The organism is Isoptericola cucumis, assembly GCF_014635665.1.
GTDB classification, from domain to species: domain Bacteria; phylum Actinomycetota; class Actinomycetes; order Actinomycetales; family Cellulomonadaceae; genus Isoptericola; species Isoptericola cucumis.
In genome coordinates this window covers 157444-175372 of record NZ_BMDG01000004.1, presented here as the reverse complement: position 1 = coordinate 175372, position 17929 = coordinate 157444, and the positions used below count along the sequence as shown (strand labels likewise).

Annotated in this window: 15 protein-coding genes; 1 reads left to right on the top strand and 14 read right to left on the bottom strand. The window is 70.6% G+C overall.

Going from position 1 to position 17929, the window contains the following annotated elements:
- Positions 1-111: 111 nt before the first annotated feature.
- From IEW03_RS07065 to IEW03_RS07015, 11 genes are all read right to left on the bottom strand, one after another.
- Positions 112-558 carry a hypothetical protein gene (locus tag IEW03_RS07065; protein WP_188522950.1) on the bottom strand — a complete coding sequence of 149 codons (447 nt, stop codon included), beginning with the start codon at positions 556-558 and terminating at the stop codon, positions 112-114.
- Entirely contained in the window at positions 555-1163 is a 609-nt protein-coding gene (locus tag IEW03_RS07060) for a hypothetical protein (protein WP_188522949.1), read from the bottom strand. The genes IEW03_RS07065 and IEW03_RS07060 overlap by 4 nt, the downstream gene beginning before the upstream one ends.
- On the bottom strand, positions 1160-2485 hold the full coding sequence (locus tag IEW03_RS07055; protein WP_188522948.1) for a phage portal protein: 1326 nt from the start codon (positions 2483-2485) through the stop codon (positions 1160-1162). The genes IEW03_RS07060 and IEW03_RS07055 overlap by 4 nt, the downstream gene beginning before the upstream one ends.
- A complete protein-coding gene (locus tag IEW03_RS07050) occupies positions 2482-3948 on the bottom strand; it encodes a terminase large subunit domain-containing protein (RefSeq protein WP_188522947.1) in 1467 nt (488 codons plus the stop codon). The genes IEW03_RS07055 and IEW03_RS07050 overlap by 4 nt, the downstream gene beginning before the upstream one ends.
- Positions 3949-4339: 391 nt before the next feature.
- Positions 4340-4552 (bottom strand): hypothetical protein, encoded by a 213-nt coding sequence (locus IEW03_RS07045; protein WP_188522946.1) that lies wholly within the window; start codon positions 4550-4552, stop codon positions 4340-4342.
- Positions 4549-4713, bottom strand: a complete 165-nt coding sequence (locus IEW03_RS07040; protein WP_188522945.1) for a hypothetical protein — start codon at positions 4711-4713, stop codon at positions 4549-4551. The genes IEW03_RS07045 and IEW03_RS07040 overlap by 4 nt, the downstream gene beginning before the upstream one ends.
- Entirely contained in the window at positions 4710-5975 is a 1266-nt protein-coding gene (locus tag IEW03_RS07035; RefSeq protein ID WP_188522944.1) for an AAA family ATPase, read from the bottom strand. Before IEW03_RS07035 ends, IEW03_RS07040 begins: the two co-directional genes overlap by 4 nt.
- The gene (locus tag IEW03_RS07030) at positions 5972-6253 is read right to left on the bottom strand and encodes a hypothetical protein (RefSeq protein ID WP_188522943.1); all 282 of its coding nucleotides are present in this window, start codon (positions 6251-6253) and stop codon (positions 5972-5974) included. The genes IEW03_RS07035 and IEW03_RS07030 overlap by 4 nt, the downstream gene beginning before the upstream one ends.
- Positions 6250-6441, bottom strand: a complete 192-nt coding sequence (locus IEW03_RS07025) for an excisionase family DNA-binding protein (protein WP_188522942.1) — start codon at positions 6439-6441, stop codon at positions 6250-6252. The genes IEW03_RS07030 and IEW03_RS07025 overlap by 4 nt, the downstream gene beginning before the upstream one ends.
- A 114-nt stretch (positions 6442-6555) precedes the next feature.
- On the bottom strand, positions 6556-6879 hold the full coding sequence (locus IEW03_RS07020) for a hypothetical protein (RefSeq protein WP_188522941.1): 324 nt from the start codon (positions 6877-6879) through the stop codon (positions 6556-6558).
- A gap of 6 nt (positions 6880-6885) precedes the next feature.
- The gene (locus IEW03_RS07015) at positions 6886-8004 is read right to left on the bottom strand and encodes a tyrosine-type recombinase/integrase (protein ID WP_503826688.1); all 1119 of its coding nucleotides are present in this window, start codon (positions 8002-8004) and stop codon (positions 6886-6888) included.
- Positions 8005-8445: 441 nt separating this feature from the next.
- Here IEW03_RS07015 and IEW03_RS07010 point away from each other — a divergent pair, with 441 nt between their 5' ends.
- Positions 8446-10197, top strand: a complete 1752-nt coding sequence (locus IEW03_RS07010) for a serine hydrolase domain-containing protein (RefSeq protein WP_188522939.1) — start codon at positions 8446-8448, stop codon at positions 10195-10197.
- Positions 10198-10299: 102 nt separating this feature from the next.
- Here the strand turns inward: IEW03_RS07010 and pyk are convergent, their stop codons facing one another.
- The 3 genes from pyk to gltB form a co-directional block, all read right to left on the bottom strand.
- A complete protein-coding gene (gene pyk, locus IEW03_RS07005; RefSeq protein ID WP_188522938.1) occupies positions 10300-11739 on the bottom strand; it encodes a pyruvate kinase in 1440 nt (479 codons plus the stop codon).
- 94 nt (positions 11740-11833) lie between these two features.
- A complete protein-coding gene (locus tag IEW03_RS07000; RefSeq protein WP_188522937.1) occupies positions 11834-13300 on the bottom strand; it encodes a glutamate synthase subunit beta in 1467 nt (488 codons plus the stop codon).
- Positions 13293-17861 carry a glutamate synthase large subunit gene (gene gltB, locus IEW03_RS06995; protein WP_188522936.1) on the bottom strand — a complete coding sequence of 1523 codons (4569 nt, stop codon included), beginning with the start codon at positions 17859-17861 and terminating at the stop codon, positions 13293-13295. The genes IEW03_RS07000 and gltB overlap by 8 nt, the downstream gene beginning before the upstream one ends.
- Positions 17862-17929: the final 68 nt, after the last annotated feature.

Below are 17929 nucleotides of genomic sequence, written 5' to 3'. Positions count from 1 at the left end.
CTGCCAGCGTCGCGTAGACCTGGGCAAGCGCGAGGGCTCTCGAGTCCCCTTCCTTGGCCCGACCGAGGTTGACCAGTGCTTCTTCACGATGGCCCATCGTTCATCCCCCTCTTACGCGGCCCCGGCCCGGAGAAGGCCGGCGAGGCTGACGCCGCCAGTGCCGCCCGATGCGCCCTGTCCGACGTCTCCGGCGACCCTACGGCTGGCCAGGTGCGGCTTCCTAGACAGAAGGTCGGAAATCGCCCGCTCGAGGTCGTCAGGGTCGTCCAGGTGGGCCTCGTCGTAGGGCAGGTCCGTGGGGTCGGCCAGACGTCCCGTGGCGGTCACGAGTGCCGCGTGGAGACGGTGGGCGAGCTCGTCGGTCTTGGCTGCCCGCTGCCGGTACTTGGCGGACTCGTCGCGGAGCTTCTGGACGTACTCGCGGGGGAAGGTCTCTGGCTCCGGCTCCGGGTCCTCGGTGGGCTCCGGTGTCTCGGGCTCGGTCTGCTCGAGGTCGGGGGTCGCGGTCTCGACGGGCTCGGTCGCCTCGTCCTCGGGCTTGATCTGCTCAACGGTCATGGGTTGTACCTCCGGGTGTTGGTCGCGGCTTCGCGGGCGATGCGCTCCTTGCGGCCCGCTGCGGTCTCTTGGACGCGGTCGACGTGGACGATGGTCTGGGTGCAGCTACAGCCCTTGTGCCGGGGCATCGGGTGACCTGCTGGCCAGACTCGACCGTCACGGGACCACCAGGTGCAGAGCTGGCACGCGCTCGCGCTCTTGTTGCGGACCCAGCCCTCCACCGAGCCGGATCGAGCGATGCCCTCGGAGAACGCGCGCTGCCCTGCCTCGAGCGGTTCCACGCGGCCCAGACGGGCCACGCGCTCCGGGGTCACCTCACGGATCGCCAGGAGCGTCGTGGCGGCCTTGTGGAGCCTCGCGGGCTCGCCGTCCGGCAGGGCCAGCCCCAGGGTCGCCACGGGCTTCCTGAGGGCGGTCATGAGGTTCGCGGCCAGGGCCAGGTCCGCCAGGGCGACGGCTCGGGCGTTGCCCTTGACGACGACGGCCGCGATGGCTGCTGCTGCCTCGTCGTAGGTGATGCTGCCCTCGGAGAACGCGGCATAGATGGCGAGCACCTTCGCCTCGGTCTCGCTGCTGAGCGCCTGGAGCGCGTCGCGGTAGGTCACGACGCGAGGGCGGCGAGGTCGACGCCGGCGGAGTCGAGTGCCTGGGTGCGGATGGCCTCGCGGACCCGGTCGACCTGAGCCGGGGTCATGCCGAGCTGGTCGGCCAGGAGGATGGTCAGCGGCATCCCGATGCCCGCGAGCTTGGCAGCGGCGTCCGCGGCCTGAGCCGGGGTCCGGGTCTCCGGGTTGGCCCACACGGTCTCGACGTCCAGCGTCGTCGGGTCGACGCCGTCGCGGACGGCCACGACGAGGCGGGCGACGTCGGCCCACGACTGCCCGAACGTGCGCTGGAGCGAGTAGCACCGGGAGACGAGGGACGCCTCAGCCGAGCGGATGGCGTCGGCGCTCGGCGGCTGGTCACCGTTCAGCCCCAGGTAGTGCGGGGGCAGGGTGGAGAGCGCGCCAATCTGCTGGGTGAGCATCGCGCCCAGCTCGGCGTACCCGGAGAGGCTGGCGGCCTCGAACTGCCCGAACTTCGTAGCCGGGTCCTCGGCCTGCCAGATGTCGTCGAGCGCGCTGGAGAAGGGCTTGACGGGGTTGCCCTCGTCGTCCTCCACGATCTCCAGGCCCGTGGCCCAGCGTCGCGGGCGGGCGTAGTACTCGGACGTGACCAGGGCGTCGCTCATGATCTTGTTGAGCGCGTCCGCGAGGTCCAGCACGTCCTCCATCTCCGAGACTCCGTCCACCTCGAGCAGACGGCCTCGGTTCACGATGGGCACCACGGGCACGACGCCGAGCGGGTTCGGAATCTCCGAGACGACGTCCCAGCCGGTCGACGGGAGCGAGCCGCTGTCCGTCACTCGAGCCTGGGACACGTACCGCGTGATCCGGTCGGGGCCGTACAGCACCGCGTGACCGCGTCCGTCCGCGTGCCAACGCTTGAGCGCCGACGTCACCTCACGAGTGGCCGGGTCCCGCAGAACGGCCACCTGCCGGGGGCTCTCCACGGTGATGAGGGGCTGACCGTTCGCACCGGCCCACACGATCACGAACGAACGCCCGTACACGAGGGAGTCAACGTGCGCCTGAGCCGCCGCGTCCTCCATGCGGTTCCGTCGCCACGTCGACCAGAGGGCGGCGTCGGGCTCGGACTGGTCGCCCTCGAGCCGGAAGCCGGTCACCTGGAGCCGTTCGGCCACGGACTGCACGGCCAGCCGGGGGAAGTTGACGCTCAGCACCTTGAGTCGGTCGCCCAGCGCCTCGCGGGCCTCCGGGGTCAGGAACGCCGCAGGCTGGGTGCCGTTGTAGTAGTTGTCCAGCCGCGCCAGGGCTGGGGCCGTGGTGTCGAGCTTGTCGGAGAGGGTCTTGAGAAGATCGTTCATCGGAAACTCACTACTCGCTTTCGGGTCGTCTTGTTGGAATGGAATGCCGCTCTATCGAATGCCACGATGCCGGCGACGGCGGCGTCAATCTTTCGAGGTGAACCGCGCTTGTCCTTGGTGACTAGATCACCCTGGGAAGTCGACTTCGCCTTACAGTTGGCGACGTGCGCGGCCATTCGAGAATCGCCGTCGTGCGTCATGGCCTGAGTAGCGGTCGCCTGATAGAGCCTGTCCGTAGCCGGGGCCATGCGCCCGGCATAGGCGGTGTTGTATTCGACAACGCGCCGCTCTCCGAACTTCTTGGACCACGATTCAAGCTCACTTCTCCAGCCCCACGGGTCCGCCGCGAGCTCCACGACGTCGTACTTCTCGAATGCCGCGATGACCGACGTGTCGACCTGCTCGCGCGGCACGCGCCACCCGCGGTCACCGGGGTTTTCCCAGACGTCCACGACGAAGACGTGCGGGTCCTCGCCCACGGTGCAGCCCACGAGGGCCGTGGAGTCGCCGGACGCCGAGCCGTCGAACGCCAGGACGACGCGCTCCCCGTCGCGGACCTCACGGCCAGCGTCGGAGCATCCGTCCCATTGGCCCCATGGGAGCCACGACTCGGCCTGACCGACCCACTGCCCGAGCTGGTAGCGCCGGAACGCGGGCTCACGGGTCGTGCGCATCGTGGCGCGCATGGCGTCCACGAACTTGAAGTCACCGAGCGCCGGGTTGGCGATCTTCCACGCCTTCTCGTCGTCCTTCGCGCACCCCTCAGGGGCCGCCCACTCGCGGAAGAAGAAGGCCGGATCGTCGTCCGCGCGCCCGTGCTCCACGAGGGTCCACATGATGCTCTCGGGCGTGTCTGCGGGCGTGGAGATGGCCAGGGTGAGGGATGACCGCCGCTTGCCCGCTGCGGACGTCACGGCGTCCCACACGGCCTCGGTGACAACGTGCAGCTCGTCCACGATCATGAGCGACGGGTCCCAGCCCTGGAGTGCGTCGACCGTCGCCGGCAGGGTCCGAAGCTCGCTGTTCGTGTTCGGCACGTAGAGGCGGTCCTGGTAGACCTGCACCTGCTCGGCAAGGAGCGGGTTCATCTCGACCATGCGCGCCGCCGCCTTGAAGACGTGCCCTGCCTGGCGCTCGTCGCTGGCGACGACGAGAACCTGAGCAGACTCGACGTCGTCGGCAAAGAGGCCATAGACGCCGAGCACCGCGGCAAGGGCCGTCTTCCCATTGCCTCGAGGCAGGGAGAGAAGGCCCTGACGCGGACGCTGACCGCGCATCGGGTACAGCCCACGGACGATATCGAGCTGCCACTTCCGCAGCCGGAAAGGCGACTTGGCACCTTCACCCTTGGGCACCAGAAGGTACTCACGGGCGAATGCATCCACGCGCTTCCAGCCCACTGGTCCCAGGTGGGAGAAGTCCAGAGGTTCGGCGGTTACCGCCTTCTTGGGGCCTGCCCTCATGCTGCACCGCCTCTCTGTGACTCGGTATGTAACTGCCTCGATGCCTTCCACCAGGGGTGCTTAACGTTGGCGTCGACCCCATCCCCCGTGGGTCGGGCTCGGCCGCGCTTGGCGTTGCAGGAACGGCACACAACATCGATGTCCTGCAAGCGAATCGGCTTACCTGCTGCCTTCCTTTCCCACGCGATAGGCAGGTGGTCGGCCGATAGGTCTTCGGTCGTGCCGCAGTCGGAGCAGAACGGCTGCAACCGGCGAGCGCGCTTCGATAGCTGCTGCCATGCCGCGTCGTAGCCTCGTGCGACTCGCGACGGCTTGGCGGGCTCGGGGAGCTGGTGCTCGGCACACCTGCTCTCGGGGCTCGGCTCTCCGCAGACCACGCACGCTCGGTACGTCATGCGCTCTCCGACTTCTCGGCCCGTGCCGCCTCGAGCCGTGCTCGCTGCTCGTCGCGGAAGGTGTCGAGCTTGGCGTGCATGTCGTCGATGGCCTCACGGTCGAAGCCGTGCACGCGGTAGCTCAGTCGTCGCATCCGCTTGACGAGGTGGGAGCGGGCACCCTCGAGGATCAGGGCCTCGGTGTCCAGGTCGGTCGTGGTCGTGGTCATGGTCGCGCCCTTCGCGCCCGCAGGTTCGGGCAGGTGTCGTCGTGGCGCACGGTCAGGTACGCGACGGTCGGATAGTCCGGGTCGGTGGTGAGCTCGGTGTCGGCGTCGCAGTCGGGGCACGCGCCGGATGACTTCTGGAAGAACGCGGCTCCGGCCATCACGCGGCCACCTCGGAATCGGACATCTCAGACTCGCCAGCGGGTTCCCCATCACTGGAGAGCTGGAGAGTCTGGAGAGTCTGGAGAGTCAGGCGGTAGACGTGGGGTGTCCGGGGGCCGTCGCCGGGGCCGACATACCCGCCCAGGGACTTCACCGCGGCTGGCAGTCGCTTCGGGTTGACGTCGGTGAACGTCGCTGCCTCCTGGACCTCGGAGGCGAGAGCCTGCCCGCCCCGATCCGTGAGGTAGTCCCTCACCCATTCCGCGGCCTTCTCGTCCGCGGTCTGCGGGCGTGCGGCCTCCTTCGACTGCTTGCGCCAGGTAGCGAAGTGGTCCTGCACGGTGCGGCCGGTGTCACCGACGACGCGCAATCGGGGAACCGTGCCGGGGTCGTCGTCCGTTTCCTCGCGCACCTGCTGCACGTCGATCCGGTACTCGGTGGCGGTCGACCGTCCAGCGTGGTTCGACTTCTCCGACCCGACGTACAGGACGCCCTCGGTCTCCGGGGGTGCCATGGCGAACAAGAGCACCCGCGCCTTCTGCCTCAGCGCGGCCGTCGCCCCGATCATGGAGCGCAGGTCGTCGCTGTCGGTGCGGTTCGTGTGCCCGAGAAGGAGGACACCGGCACCGGATCGGGCGGCGAACTCCTTCCACGGGTGCAGGGCTTCCCGGGCCTGCTGGGTGTCCTTGATCTGGATACCGGCACGGACGGTGTCGAGCCACGCATCGACGACGATCAGCCCGGGCCGGCTGTGCTTCAACTCGTCCGCGATGTACACGAAGTCGTCGGGGAAGGTCGGTGCGCCCGTGCCGTCGTCGTCCTCGCAGAAGACGCGGATGCGAGCCAGGTCCGCCCCGGCTGACACGAGGCGGGCACGGACGTCGGCCCACGAGTCCTCGGTGAGGATGAGGACGACGTCGCGCGGCTCGCGCTGCGGGATGCCCAGGAGGTTGCTCTTCCGGCCGGTGGTGACGTACGAGACGACCAGCACCCACCACAAGCTCTTGCCGATGCCCTCCGCCCCGATGAGTACGGACACCTCGGCCTGAGGGATGGTGCCCCGGGCGAGCCAGCGGGTCGGGGTGCCCTCCTTGAGCTCGTCGGCCCGGTAGAGGCGCGGCGGCTTCCCTGACTTTCCAGACTCTCCAGACTCTCCAATGCCAGAGAGACGGGGCGAGACTGGAGAGTCAGGCTGGCGAGTCTGGATTGTCTGAATTTCGGGCTGGTCGTACGTGTCCACGGCGAAGTAGTCGGGGGTTGTCATGCCGCCACCCCCTCGAGCGCGGCCATCCAAGCTCGGACGGTGCGCACCTCGCCCTCGAGCTGTACCGCGTGGTCCCGCACGAGCTGGACCCAATACGGCGCGGGCTCCATGAACTCGGCAGCGGAGAACACCGGCCAGGTGCGCCCGACGACGAGGCGGACGCTCGAGCCCCGGGGCGCAACGCGCATCAGGTCGTCGATCTGCAAGTGAGCGTGGCGCTCGTCGATGAACCGATCCGTCGACGAGACGTCGACCACGTACACCTCGCGGGTGATCAAGCGGCCTCGATCGGTCGCAGCCAGCCCTCGAGGTCGGTGACGCGGATGCGCACCACTCGTGAGCCCGCGCGGTAGGCAGGGAGCTGCCCGTCCGCGATAGCGCGATCGATCGTGCGCCGCGACACACCGACGTGTACCGCGGCCTCAACCGGTGACAGGAACACCGGGAGTGAAATCTGTGATTCCATGTAGATGCCTCCAGGGGCACTCACACGGTGGCCTGCCTTGGATCTTGGCGGTGAAGGGGCAGGCCGCCGTCATCTTCGAACAACAACCCGGTTTTGGGTTGTCTGGTGAAGACGCTAGACGACGGCTACCGACACACCGTCGGCCCACGCCTCGGATCGAGACGGCCAAACGGCTTCATTCCGCCCGCACCGCGCCTCCACGACCGGCGTAGAACTGTGCGGGCATCTTGTGCACCTCGGGCCGGCAACCGCAGAAATCGGCCAGTGCAGGAGCGGCGTCTCCTTGTAGTTCCGCGCCTCGACGGTGTTGAGGTAGATCACCACGAAGCCCTCGTCGATCTTCTGCACGAACGAGATGATGTCGTCGCACTTGCAGTGGAACGGGTTGTAGATGTCGTACTCCATGACGAACCCGATCACCTTGTCCAGGAACAGCATGCGGTCCTAGTTGTCGACGGCCAGCGCCGACAACGCATCCGCCAGGGCACGGTCCCGCTCCGATGCGGCGTGCTGATACCTGAGGGCCATGTGCGGGGTCGAGTGTCCGGCCCGGGCCTGTAGCTCCGCCACGGTCGCGCCGGTGCGTGCCGCGAGCGTGAGCCCGGAGTGCCGCAGGTGGTGGAACCGGAACGTCGCGGGCAGGTCCGTCTGCTTGATCGCCTGCTTGGTGAAGTAGCCGAACGTGTTGGTGTGCAGGTTGGTCCGGTCTCCCGGTGCCCTGACGAACAGGAGCGCGTCGGCGTCGGCGTTCACCCACTTGTCCAGGTGCTCGGTGATCGCCTCGGAGATGTGCGGCGGGACCGCCACGGTGCGGACTCCGGCGTCCGTCTTCGGCGGGCCGATGATCGCCTTCCCGTCGACGAACGTCACGCCCCGCTCCACGCGGATGCTCTCGGGCGTGACGTCTCGACGCCGTAGTTCGAGCACCTCCCCGTTGCGCAGCGAGCACCACGCGCCCAGGAGGATGGCCAACTGCAGGTGCTCGGGCATCTTGTCGGCCAGGGCTCGAACCTGAGCCGGGGTCGCCACGGTCACCTTGGTCTTCGGCTTGGACGACGACCCGCCCCGGATGGTGCACGGCTGCGACGGCATGAGCCCGTCCTCAACGGCGGTCGCGCACACGGACTTGAGGAAGGCGTACGCGCGCGCGTTGCCCGTAGGGGTCTCGTCGGGCAGGGCGGCATACCAGGCCCGGATCACCTCGCGCGTGACCGCAGGAAGCGCCAGGTGCCCCAGGGTGGGCTCAATGTGCTTCGACATGTACCCGCGATAGGTGCGGACGGTCGTCGCCCTCAGCGGGCCACCCTTGGCGCTGCGACGGGTCTTGATCCACTGCTCGGCGTACTCGCCCAGGGTGGTCCTCGTCGCCACGGTCTGCGGGCGGGTGACGCCGTCCTCAATCTCGACCTGCTGGCGGTTGAGCCAGGATCGTGCCGAGCCGATCCTCTCGAACGTCATGGGCGCCTTCACCCACACCTTCGGCCTCGAGCCGGGCACCGCGTACCGAGCTCGGTATCGTCCGCTGGGGAGCTGCTCGACCGAGCCGAAATCTCGTCTGCCCATAGAGCTCGTCTCCCGTGTTAGATGCCCGGCCGTGGAACGGGAAATCCGCTCGTGGAACTGGGCGTGGAACTACGAGAGTACGCGGGTGTCTGCGAGTGTCTACAGGGTGAATGCTCCGGTGCAGGTCAGGCCGATATCCTGTCTACCTGCGTCTTCCCGGTTCCACGGGGGCCGCTCGGTTCGAATCCCGCCCGGGGCACCCTCACCGCCGCAGCGCCACGGTCGTCCCGCGGCCGCGCCGCCGCCCTTGCCCCCGCACCGGTGCGTCGGTAACTTTCAGGTGGTCAGCACTTGACGGCAACTTTTCACACACCCGGATCCGCGCGCCCGCGACGAGGCGGCCGCGCCGGCTCCTCGGCGGCGGCGACCGAGCCGTCGCTCCGGTGACGGCGACGACGCCGCCGCCGACGTCTGCAGCATGAGGCAGGAAGGACCCTGACGATGCGCAAGGACAGCCATGCACTGGCCGCGGGCGGCCTGGGAGCCGCACTGGTGGCCGCACTGGTGGCCGCACCCCTCGCCGCCGCGACCGCGTCGGCCACCGACGTCCCCCCGGGCGACCCGCAAGGAGGACCCGTGCAGTTCATGCCACCCCGCACCACGTTGAGCCAGGCCGACCCCGCGGACGTCGGCCTCGACCCGGCACCGATCGAGGCCGCCGTCGCCCAGGTCCGCGCGCACGAGGTCCCCGAGCCCGACGGGACGTACGCCATGTACCCGGGCGCCGTCGGGCTGATGGGCTACGAGGGGCACGTGGTGCGCACGGACGCCAGCGGGTACGCGGTGGCCTTCGGGGACGAGGGCGTGCCCCTGCCCGAGGACCAGCGGGTCCCGACGGCCGAGGACACCATCTTCGACATGGCGTCGGTGACGAAGCTGTTCACGTCGATCGCGGTCGTCCAGCTCGTCGAGGAGGGACGGGTCACCCTCGACGAGCCGGTCGCCACCTACCTGCCCGAGTTCGCGGCCGGCGGCAAGCAGGACGTGACGGTGCGCCACCTGCTCACCCACACCTCCGGGTTCGTCGCCTGGGTGCCGCTGTGGAGCCGCTACCCCGACGAGCAGTCGCGCATCGCCGCGGTCATGGCGCAACCGCTGGACGACCCGGCCGGCACCGTCTACCGGTACAGCGACCTCAACCTCATCACCCTCGGCGTGCTCGTGGAGGAGCTGCGGGGCGCGCCCCTCGACGAGGTCGTCGCCGAGCGCATCACCGGGCCGCTCGGCATGTCGGACACCGGGTTCAACCCCACCCAGGTGGACCGCACGGCCGCGACCGAGTACCAGGCGAGCCCGCCGCGCGGGGCCGTGCGCGGCGAGGTGCACGACGAGAACGCCTGGTCCCTCGGCGGCGTCGCCGGGCACGCCGGGATCTTCTCGACCGCCCACGACATGGCGGTGCTGTCGCAGGCGCTGCTCAACGGCGGCAGCTACGCCAAGCAGCGGATCCTGGACAAGCGGTCGGTGGAGCTCATGATCACCAACTTCACCACCGCGTTCCCCGGCGACGAGCACGGCCTCGGCTTCGAGCTCGACCAGCGGTGGTACATGGACGCGATGTCCGGGCCGCGCACGGCCGGGCACACCGGCTACACCGGCACGTCGCTGGTCATCGACTTCGACGCCCACGCCTTCGCGATCCTGCTCACGAACCGGGTCCACCCGTCGCGGGACTCGGGCAGCAACAACATCGCCCGCCGGGAGTGGGCGCGCGGTCTCGCGTACGCCCAGGGCGTCGAGCCGCGCCGCGGCGCCGACGCCTGGTTCTCCGGGGACACGAACGCCACGACGTCGACGCTGACCACGGCGCTCCAGGTCCCCGCGGACGGCGCCCGGCTCCGGTTCGACCTGTACCTCGACACGGAGGAGTCCGACCCGCTGCACCTCGAGACCTCCGCCGACGGCGGCGAGACGTGGGACCCGTTGCCGTTCGTCGTGCGCGACCGCGGCAGCATGACCGAGCACGACGGTGCGGTCGCCGGGTCGGGCACGCGCCGCTGGACGCAGGTGCGAGCGGACCTGCCGCCCGGCGACCTCCTGCTGAGGTGGCGTACCACCACCGACCCGGCCTACCTGGGCCGGGGCGTGTTCGTCGACGGCGTCGTCGCCCGGACCGGTTCGGGCACCCTGCTCGACGGCGAGCGGACACCGGACGCCTTCGACGCCGAGAGCTGGCGGCTCGTCGAACGCTGAGAGACGACGCCGGGGTGCACCGCAGGCGGGACCTGCGGTGCACCCCGGCGTCGTGCGCGGGCGGCGGGACGGCGGCTCAGCGCGCGCCGCCCGCCGGTGTGCTCACTCGGTGATCGCGGAGAGGTCCCCGTGGCTGCCGACCTTGTGCACCAGGATGGAGTTCGTCGAGCCGGGCACGCCCACCGGAGCGCCCGAGACGATCACCACGCGGTCGCCCGGCTCGGCGAGGCCGTTCGCCTGCAGGGTGGAGTCGACCTGACCCACCATCGCGTCCACGCTGCCCACCTTGGGCACCTGGTACGTGGTGGTGCCCCAGGTGAGCGCGAGGACGTTGCGCACGCTCTCCTCCGGCGTGAAGGCCAGCAGCGGGATCCCGGCCCGCAGGCGGGACATCCGCTTGGCGGAGTCGCCCGACTGGGTGAACGTCACGAGGTACTTCACGCCGAGCGTCTCGCCGATCTCGGCGGCAGCCCGGGTGATGACACCGCCGCGGGTGTGCGGCGTGGAGCCGAGGGGCGCGATCCGCTCGCGGCCCATCTCCTCCGTCGCGGTGATGATCCGCGCCATGGTCTCCACGGTGACGATCGGGTAGTCGCCGACGCTGGTCTCGCCCGAGAGCATGACCGCGTCCGCGCCGTCGAGCACCGCGTTGGCGCAGTCGGAGGCCTCCGCACGCGTCGGGGTCGGGCTGGTGGTCATCGACTCCAGCACCTGCGTCGCGACGATCACCGGCTTGGCGTTGCGACGGGCCAGCTCGACGATGCGCTTCTGCACGAGCGGAACCTGCTCGAGCGGCATCTCGACCGCCAGGTCGCCGCGGGCCACCATGAAGCCGTCGAAAGCCGCGACGACCTCCTCGAGGTTGTCCACCGCCTGGGGCTTCTCGATCTTGGCGATGACGGGGACCGTGCGGCCCTCCTCCTCCATGATCGCCGCGACGTCGTCGTAGTCCTTGGCGGACCGCACGAACGACAGCGCGATGAGGTCGGCGCCCATGCGCAGCGCCCACCGCAGGTCGTCGGTGTCCTTCTCCGACAGCGCGGGCACGGAGACCGCGACGCCGGGCAGGTTCAGGCCCTTGTTGTTCGAGACGGGACCGGCGACCTCGACCGTCGTGACCACGCGCGGGCCCTCGACCGCGGTGACGCGCACGCGCACCTTGCCGTCGTCGATGAGGATCGGGTCCCCGACGCGTGCGTCGCCCGGCAGCCCCTTGTGGGTCGTCGACACCAGCTCACGGGTGCCCACGACGTCCTCGGTCGTGATGGTGAAGGTGTCGCCCTCGTTCAGGTGGTGCTTCTGGTCGCCCTCGAACCGGCCCAGCCGGATCTTCGGGCCCTGCAGGTCGACGAGGACGGCGACGTTGCGGCCGGCCTCCTTCGCCGCAGTCCGTACACCCTGGTAGACGGCCTCGTGCTCCGCCTGCTCACCGTGGCTCCGGTTGATCCGGGCCACGTCCATGCCCGCGTCCACCAGCTCCCGGAGCTTGGCGGGGGTCGCGGTCGCGGGTCCGATGGTGCACACGATCTTCGCTCTGCGCATGTCTCCAGCCTCGTCGTCGAACGGTCCCGGCGCGAGCCGGGGCCGGCACCGGGTGCCCGTCCGGCACCCGGGTACTGCTACATCCTCGTCCTGCTCAACCCCGCAGCGCGACCGTCCGCGGCCCCACCGGGGCGGGCAGCTCGGTGCTGCCCTGCAGATAGGCGTCCACCGCGGCCGCGGTGGCGCGGCCCTCGGCGATCGCCCACACGATCAGCGACTGCCCGCGGCCCGCGTCACCCGTGACGTAGACGCCGGGGACGCTCGACGCGTAGTCGTCGTCGCGACGCACGAGGCCACGGCCGGTCAGGTCGATGCCCGTCTGCTCGGTGATGCGGTCCGTCTCCGGGCCGGTGAAGCCCATCGCGATCAGCACCAGGTCGGCCGGGATCTCCCGCTCGGTGCCCGGCTTGGGTGCCCGGCGGCCGTCCGGCAGGTACTCGGTCTCGGCGACACGCAGAGCCGTCACCGACCCGTCGTCGCCACCGACGAACTCTACCGTCGAGGCGAGGAAGGTGCGCTCGCCGCCCTCTTCGTGGGACGACGACACCTCGAACAGGATCGGGTCCGTCGGCCACGGCTGGTTCGCGGTGCGCTCGAGCGGCGGCTGCTTGCCGATCGCGAGGGTGGTGACGCTCGCCGCCCCCTGCCGCAACGACGTGCCGAGGCAGTCCGAACCGGTGTCGCCGCCGCCGATGATGACGACGTGCTTGCCCGCGGCGCTCGGCGCACCGGGCACCGGGTTCCCCGCCGCCGCCTTGTTCGCGGGGGTGAGGAAGTCCATGGCGAAGTGGACGCCGGCGAGCTCGCGCCCCGGCAGCCGCAGGTCACGCGGGACCGTCGCCCCGGTGGCCACCACGACCGCGTCGAAGCGACGGCGCAGCGCGTCCCAGGTGATGTCGCGGCCGATCTCGACCCCCGGCCGGAACCGGGTGCCCTCCGCCTCCATCTGCTCCAGCCGGCGCTCGATGTGCGTCTTCTCGAGCTTGAAGTCCGGGATGCCGTACCGCAGCAGGCCACCGACGGCGTCGTCGCGCTCGTAGACGACGACCGTGTGCCCCGCGCGGGTGAGCTGCTGGGCGGCGGCGAGCCCGGCGGGGCCGGAGCCGACCACCGCGACCGTCGACCCGGTGAGACGCTGGGGCACCTGGGGCGTGACCAGCCCGCGGGCGAACGCCTCGTCGATGATCGAGACCTCGACGTTCTTGATGGTCACGGCCGGCTGGTTGATGCCGAGCACACAGCTCGTCTCGCACGGCGCCGGGCAGACCCGCCCGGTGAACTCCGGGAAGTTGTTCGTCGCGTGCAGGCGCTCGACGGCGTCGGCCCACTGGCCGCGCCAGACCAGGTCGTTCCAGTCCGGGATGAGGTTGCCCAGCGGGCAGCCCTGGTGGCAGAACGGGATGCCGCAGTCCATGCAGCGGCCCGCCTGCTCCTTGAGGAACGGCTGCCCGTCCTCGCGGTGGGCGTGCGTGTCCTTCCAGTCGCGCAGGCGCACCTCGACCGGACGGCTCGGCGGGAGCTCGCGCTCCCGCACCTTCAGGAATCCTCGGGGGTCAGCCACGAGCCACCTCCATGATCTGCTCCCACATCTCCGGGTCGAAGTCGTCGCCCTCGCCCAGCGTCTTCCCGGCGGCCTCGGCGTCGGCGAGGGCGGCGCGCACGCGGGCCCAGCCCGCGGGCAGCACCCGCGAGAAGCGCGCCCGCGCCCCGTCCTCGGCGAGGAGCTCGGCCGCCACCGGCGACCCCGTCTCCTCGTGGTGCCGTTCCAGCAGGCCACGGACACGGTCCCAGTCGTCGTGGTCCAGCGGGCCGACCTCGAGCTCGCCGTTCGCCACGGCCTCGGTGTTCATCGCGGCGTCGCGCAGGTTGAGCACGTACGCCACGCCGCCCGACATCCCGGCGCCGAAGTTGCGGCCCGTGGGGCCGAGCACCAGCACGGTGCCGCCGGTCATGTACTCGCAGCCGTGGTCGCCCACACCCTCGGTGACCAGCGTGGCCCCGGAGTTGCGCACGGCGAACCGCTCCCCCACGCGACCGCGCAGCAGGATCTCGCCGGACGTCGCCCCGTACCCGATGACGTTGCCCGCGATGACGTTCGCCGCGCCCTCGAGCACCGCGGACCGGTCCGGGCGCACGACGATCCGGCCGCCCGACAGGCCCTTGCCGACGTAGTCGTTCGCGTCGCCGAAGAGCCGCAGCGTGACGCCGCGGGGGATGAACGCGCCGAGCGACTGCCCCGCCGACCCCGTGAGGGTGACGTCGATCGTGTCGTCCGGCAGGCCCGCGCCCCGGTACCGCTTGGTGACCTCGTGGCCGAGCATCGTGCCGACCGTGCGGTTCACGTTCCGCACGCCCGCCTCGATGCGCACCCCGATCGCGTCCTCGAGCGCCGGGCGCGCCTGCTCCACGAGCTGGTTGTCGAGCGCCTTGTCCAGGCCGTGGTCCTGCGTCGCCACCTGGTGCAGCACCGCGCCCGGGGCCGCGGCGGGCCGGGCGAGCACCGGGGCCAGGTCCAGGCCCTGCGCCTTCCAGTGGTCGACCGCCTTGCGGGTGTCGAGCGCCTCGACGTGGCCGACCGCCTCGGCGATCGAGCGGAAGCCGAGCGACGCGAGGTGCTCGCGCACCTCCTGCGCCAGGAACTCGAAGAAGTTCACGACGAACTCGGGCTTGCCGGTGAACCGGCTGCGCAGCTCCGGGTTCTGCGTGGCCACGCCGACGGGACAGGTGTCCAGGTGACAGACGCGCATCATGACGCAGCCCGAGACGACCATCGGCGCCGTCGCGAAGCCGAACTCCTCGGCGCCCAGCAGGGCCGCCACCACCACGTCCCGGCCGGTCTTCATCTGGCCGTCCACCTGCACGACGATGCGGTCGCGCAGGTTGTTGAGCACGAGGGTCTGCTGGGTCTCGGACAGGCCGATCTCCCAGGGCGTGCCCGCGTGCTTGAGCGACGTCAGCGGGCTCGCGCCCGTGCCGCCGTCATGGCCGGAGATGAGGACGACGTCCGCGTGCGCCTTGGACACGCCCGTGGCCACGGTGCCGACGCCGAACTCGCTCACGAGCTTGACGTGCACGCGTGCGCTCGGGTTGGCGTTCTTGGCGTCGTGGATGAGCTGGGCCAGGTCCTCGATCGAGTAGATGTCGTGGTGCGGCGGCGGCGAGATGAGGCCGACGCCGGGCGTCGAGTGCCGGGTCTTCGCGACCCACGGGTACACCTTGGGCCCGGGCAGCTGCCCGCCCTCGCCGGGCTTCGCGCCCTGGGCGAGCTTGATCTGGATGTCGTCGGCGCCCGTGAGGTACTCGCTGGTCACCCCGAAGCGGCCCGACGCGATCTGCTTGACCCGCGAGCGGCGCTCCGGGTCGTACAGCCGCTCCGCGTCCTCGCCGCCCTCGCCGGTGTTGGACCGCCCGCCGAGGCGGTTCATCGCGATCGCGAGGGTCTCGTGCGCCTCCGCGGAGATCGAGCCGTAGGACATGGCGCCCGTGTTGAACCGCTTGACGATCTCGCTCACCGGCTCGACCTCGTCGATCGGCACCGGTTCGCGCTCGGGGTCGAAGCGCAGCAGCCCGCGCAGCGTCATCAGCCGTCGCGACTGCTCGTCCACGCGGCGCGTGTACTGCCGGAAGATGTCCATCCGACCGGTCCGGGTGGCGTGCTGCAGCCGGAAGACCGTCTCCGGGTCGAAGAGGTGCTCCTCGCCGTCGCGGCGCCACTGGTACTCGCCGCCGGCCGTCAGCGCCTGGTGCGGGTCGTGGTTGCCCGACGCCGGGTAGGCGCCGGCGTGCCGCGCCGCGACCTCGGCCGCGACGACGTCGAGCCCGACGCCGGCCAGCCGGCTCGTCGTCCCCGTGAAGTAGTCCTCGACCAGCTCGTGGGACAGGCCGACCGCCTCGAAGATCTGCGCACCGCGGTACGACATGATCGTCGAGATGCCCATCTTGCTCATGACCTTGAGGACGCCCTTGCCGAGCCCCTTGATGAGGTTCGCGACCGCCTTCTCGGGCGTGACGTCGAGGTACCCGCGCAGGGCGAGGTCCTCGACCGTCTCCATCGCCAGGTAGGGGTTGACCGCCGCCGCGCCGTAGCCGATCAGCAGCGCGACGTGGTGCACCTCGCGCACGTCGCCCGCCTCGACGACGAGCGAGATCCGGGTGCGCGTGCCCCGGCGCAGCAGGTGGTGGTGCACCGCGCTGGTCAGGAGCAGCGACGGGATCGGCGCCAGCTCCGAGTCGGAGTCGCGGTCGGACAGCACGATGTGCGTCACGCCGTCCGCGAGGTCGGCGTCGACCTGCTCGAAGATCTCCTCCAGCCGTGCCTGGAGCGCCCGGCCCCCGCCCGACACCTCGTAGAGCCCGCGCACGATGCCCGCGCGGAACTCGCCCTCGAGCCGCGGGTCGCGGTCGATGCGCACGATCTTGGCGAGCTCGTCGTTGTCCAGCACCGGGAAGGGCAGGTCCAGCTTGCGGGCGTGGTCGGCGACCTCCTCGAGCAGGTTCGGCTCGGGCCCGATGGTGCTGTCGATCGCCGTGACGAGCTGCTCGCGGATCGAGTCCAGCGGCGGGTTCGTCACCTGGGCGAACATCTGCGTGAAGTAGTCGAACAGCAGCCGGGGGCGGCTCGACAGCACCGCGATCGGGGTGTCGGAGCCCATGGCGCCGAGCGGCTCCGCACCCTGGTTCGCCATCGGCGTCAGGATGATCTTGAGCTCCTCGGTCGTGTACCCGAAGGCCCGCTGACGGCGCTGGACCGAGGCCGGCGAGTGCGCGACGTGCTCGCGCTCCGGCAGCGAGTCCAGGGTGATCGTGTTGTCGGCGATCCACTCGGCGTACGGGCGCTGGCTGGCCAGCTGCGACTTGAGCTCGTCGTCCTCGACGATGCGGCCCTGGTCGGTGTCGACCAGGAACATGCGGCCCGGCTCCAGGCGCCCCTTGCGCACGATCGTCGCGGGGTCGAGGTCCAGGACGCCGGCCTCGGAGGCGAGCACCACGAGCCCGTCCTCGGTGACCCAGTAGCGACCGGGGCGCAGCCCGTTGCGGTCCAGGACGGCGCCGATGAGCGTGCCGTCGGTGAACGTGAGGCACGCCGGCCCGTCCCAGGGCTCGATGAGGTTCGCGTGGTACTGGTAGAACGCCCGGCGCGCCGGGTCCATCTCGGCGTGGTTCTCCCAGGCCTCCGGGATCATCATCAGCACCGCGTGCGGCAGCGACCGCCCGGACAGGTGCAGCAGCTCCAGGACCTCGTCGAAGCTGGCCGAGTCGCTGGAGCCCTCGGTGCACACCGGCAGCAGCGGGGCCAGGTCGCCGATCGCCTCGCTCGCCATGGTGCTCTCGCGGGCGGCCATCCAGTTGCGGTTGCCGCGCACTGTGTTGATCTCGCCGTTGTGCGCCACGAGGCGGAACGGCTGGGCCAGGGGCCAGGACGGGAACGTGTTCGTCGAGAAGCGCGAGTGCACCAGCGCGATCTCGGACGCGTACCGCGGGTCGGACAGGTCGGGGAAGAACGGCTCGAGCTGCGCGGTGGTGAGCATGCCCTTGTACGTCAGGGTGCGGCTCGACAGCGACGCGAGGAACAGGTCCAGCTCGTGCTGCGCCCGCTTGCGCAGCCGGTACGTGCGGCGGTCGAGGTCGATCCCGCCCAGCTCGCGCGACGGGTCCGCGACGACGACCTGACGGAACAGCGGCATCGAGGCGCGCGCCGTCGGGCCCACGAGGTCGGCCGTCACCGGCACGTCGCGCCAGGCGAGGACGTCGAGCTTCTCCTCGGCGGCGATGGCCTCGAACCGCCGGGCGACGGCGTCGGCCTCGCCCGGGTCCTGCGGGAGGAACGCCATGCCGATGGCGTAGCGGCCGGCGGGTGGCAGCTCGACGGCGACGACGTCGCGCACGAACGCGTCGGGGATCTGCGTGAGGATCCCGGCACCGTCCCCGCTGTTCTCCTCCGCGCCCACCGCGCCGCGGTGGTCGAGGTTCAACAGCGCGGTGAGGCCCGCGTCCACGATGTCGCGGCCGGGCGTCCCGCGCAGGGTCGCGACGAACGCGACACCGCACGCGTCGTGCTCGGCCGCGGGGTCGTAGAGGCCCTGGGCGCCTGGGCGCGCGACCCGATGCTGCGGCGTGGTCATCAACACCGTCCTCCATCCACGCCCGCACGCGGGCGCGTCATGCTCATGGGTGGTCGGGACGTCGTCGG

Bases quoted from the DNA above. Each gene is read 5' to 3' on its own strand.
- IEW03_RS07035 (WP_188522944.1), bottom strand. From the start codon at position 5,975: ATGACAACCCCCGACTACTTCGCCGTGGACACGTACGACCAGCCCGAA.
- gltB (WP_188522936.1), bottom strand. From the start codon at position 17,861: ATGACCACGCCGCAGCATCGGGTCGCGCGCCCAGGCGCCCAGGGCCTC.
- IEW03_RS07045 (WP_188522946.1), bottom strand. From the start codon at position 4,552: ATGACCACGACCACGACCGACCTGGACACCGAGGCCCTGATCCTCGAG.
- IEW03_RS07020 (WP_188522941.1), bottom strand. From the start codon at position 6,879: ATGCTGTTCCTGGACAAGGTGATCGGGTTCGTCATGGAGTACGACATC.
- IEW03_RS07055 (WP_188522948.1), bottom strand. From the start codon at position 2,485: ATGAACGATCTTCTCAAGACCCTCTCCGACAAGCTCGACACCACGGCC.
- IEW03_RS07025 (WP_188522942.1), bottom strand. From the start codon at position 6,441: ATGGAATCACAGATTTCACTCCCGGTGTTCCTGTCACCGGTTGAGGCC.
- IEW03_RS07015 (WP_503826688.1), bottom strand. From the start codon at position 8,004: ATGGGCAGACGAGATTTCGGCTCGGTCGAGCAGCTCCCCAGCGGACGA.
- IEW03_RS07010 (WP_188522939.1), top strand. From the start codon at position 8,446: ATGCGCAAGGACAGCCATGCACTGGCCGCGGGCGGCCTGGGAGCCGCA.
- IEW03_RS07050 (WP_188522947.1), bottom strand. From the start codon at position 3,948: ATGAGGGCAGGCCCCAAGAAGGCGGTAACCGCCGAACCTCTGGACTTC.
- IEW03_RS07065 (WP_188522950.1), bottom strand. From the start codon at position 558: ATGACCGTTGAGCAGATCAAGCCCGAGGACGAGGCGACCGAGCCCGTC.
- pyk (WP_188522938.1), bottom strand. From the start codon at position 11,739: ATGCGCAGAGCGAAGATCGTGTGCACCATCGGACCCGCGACCGCGACC.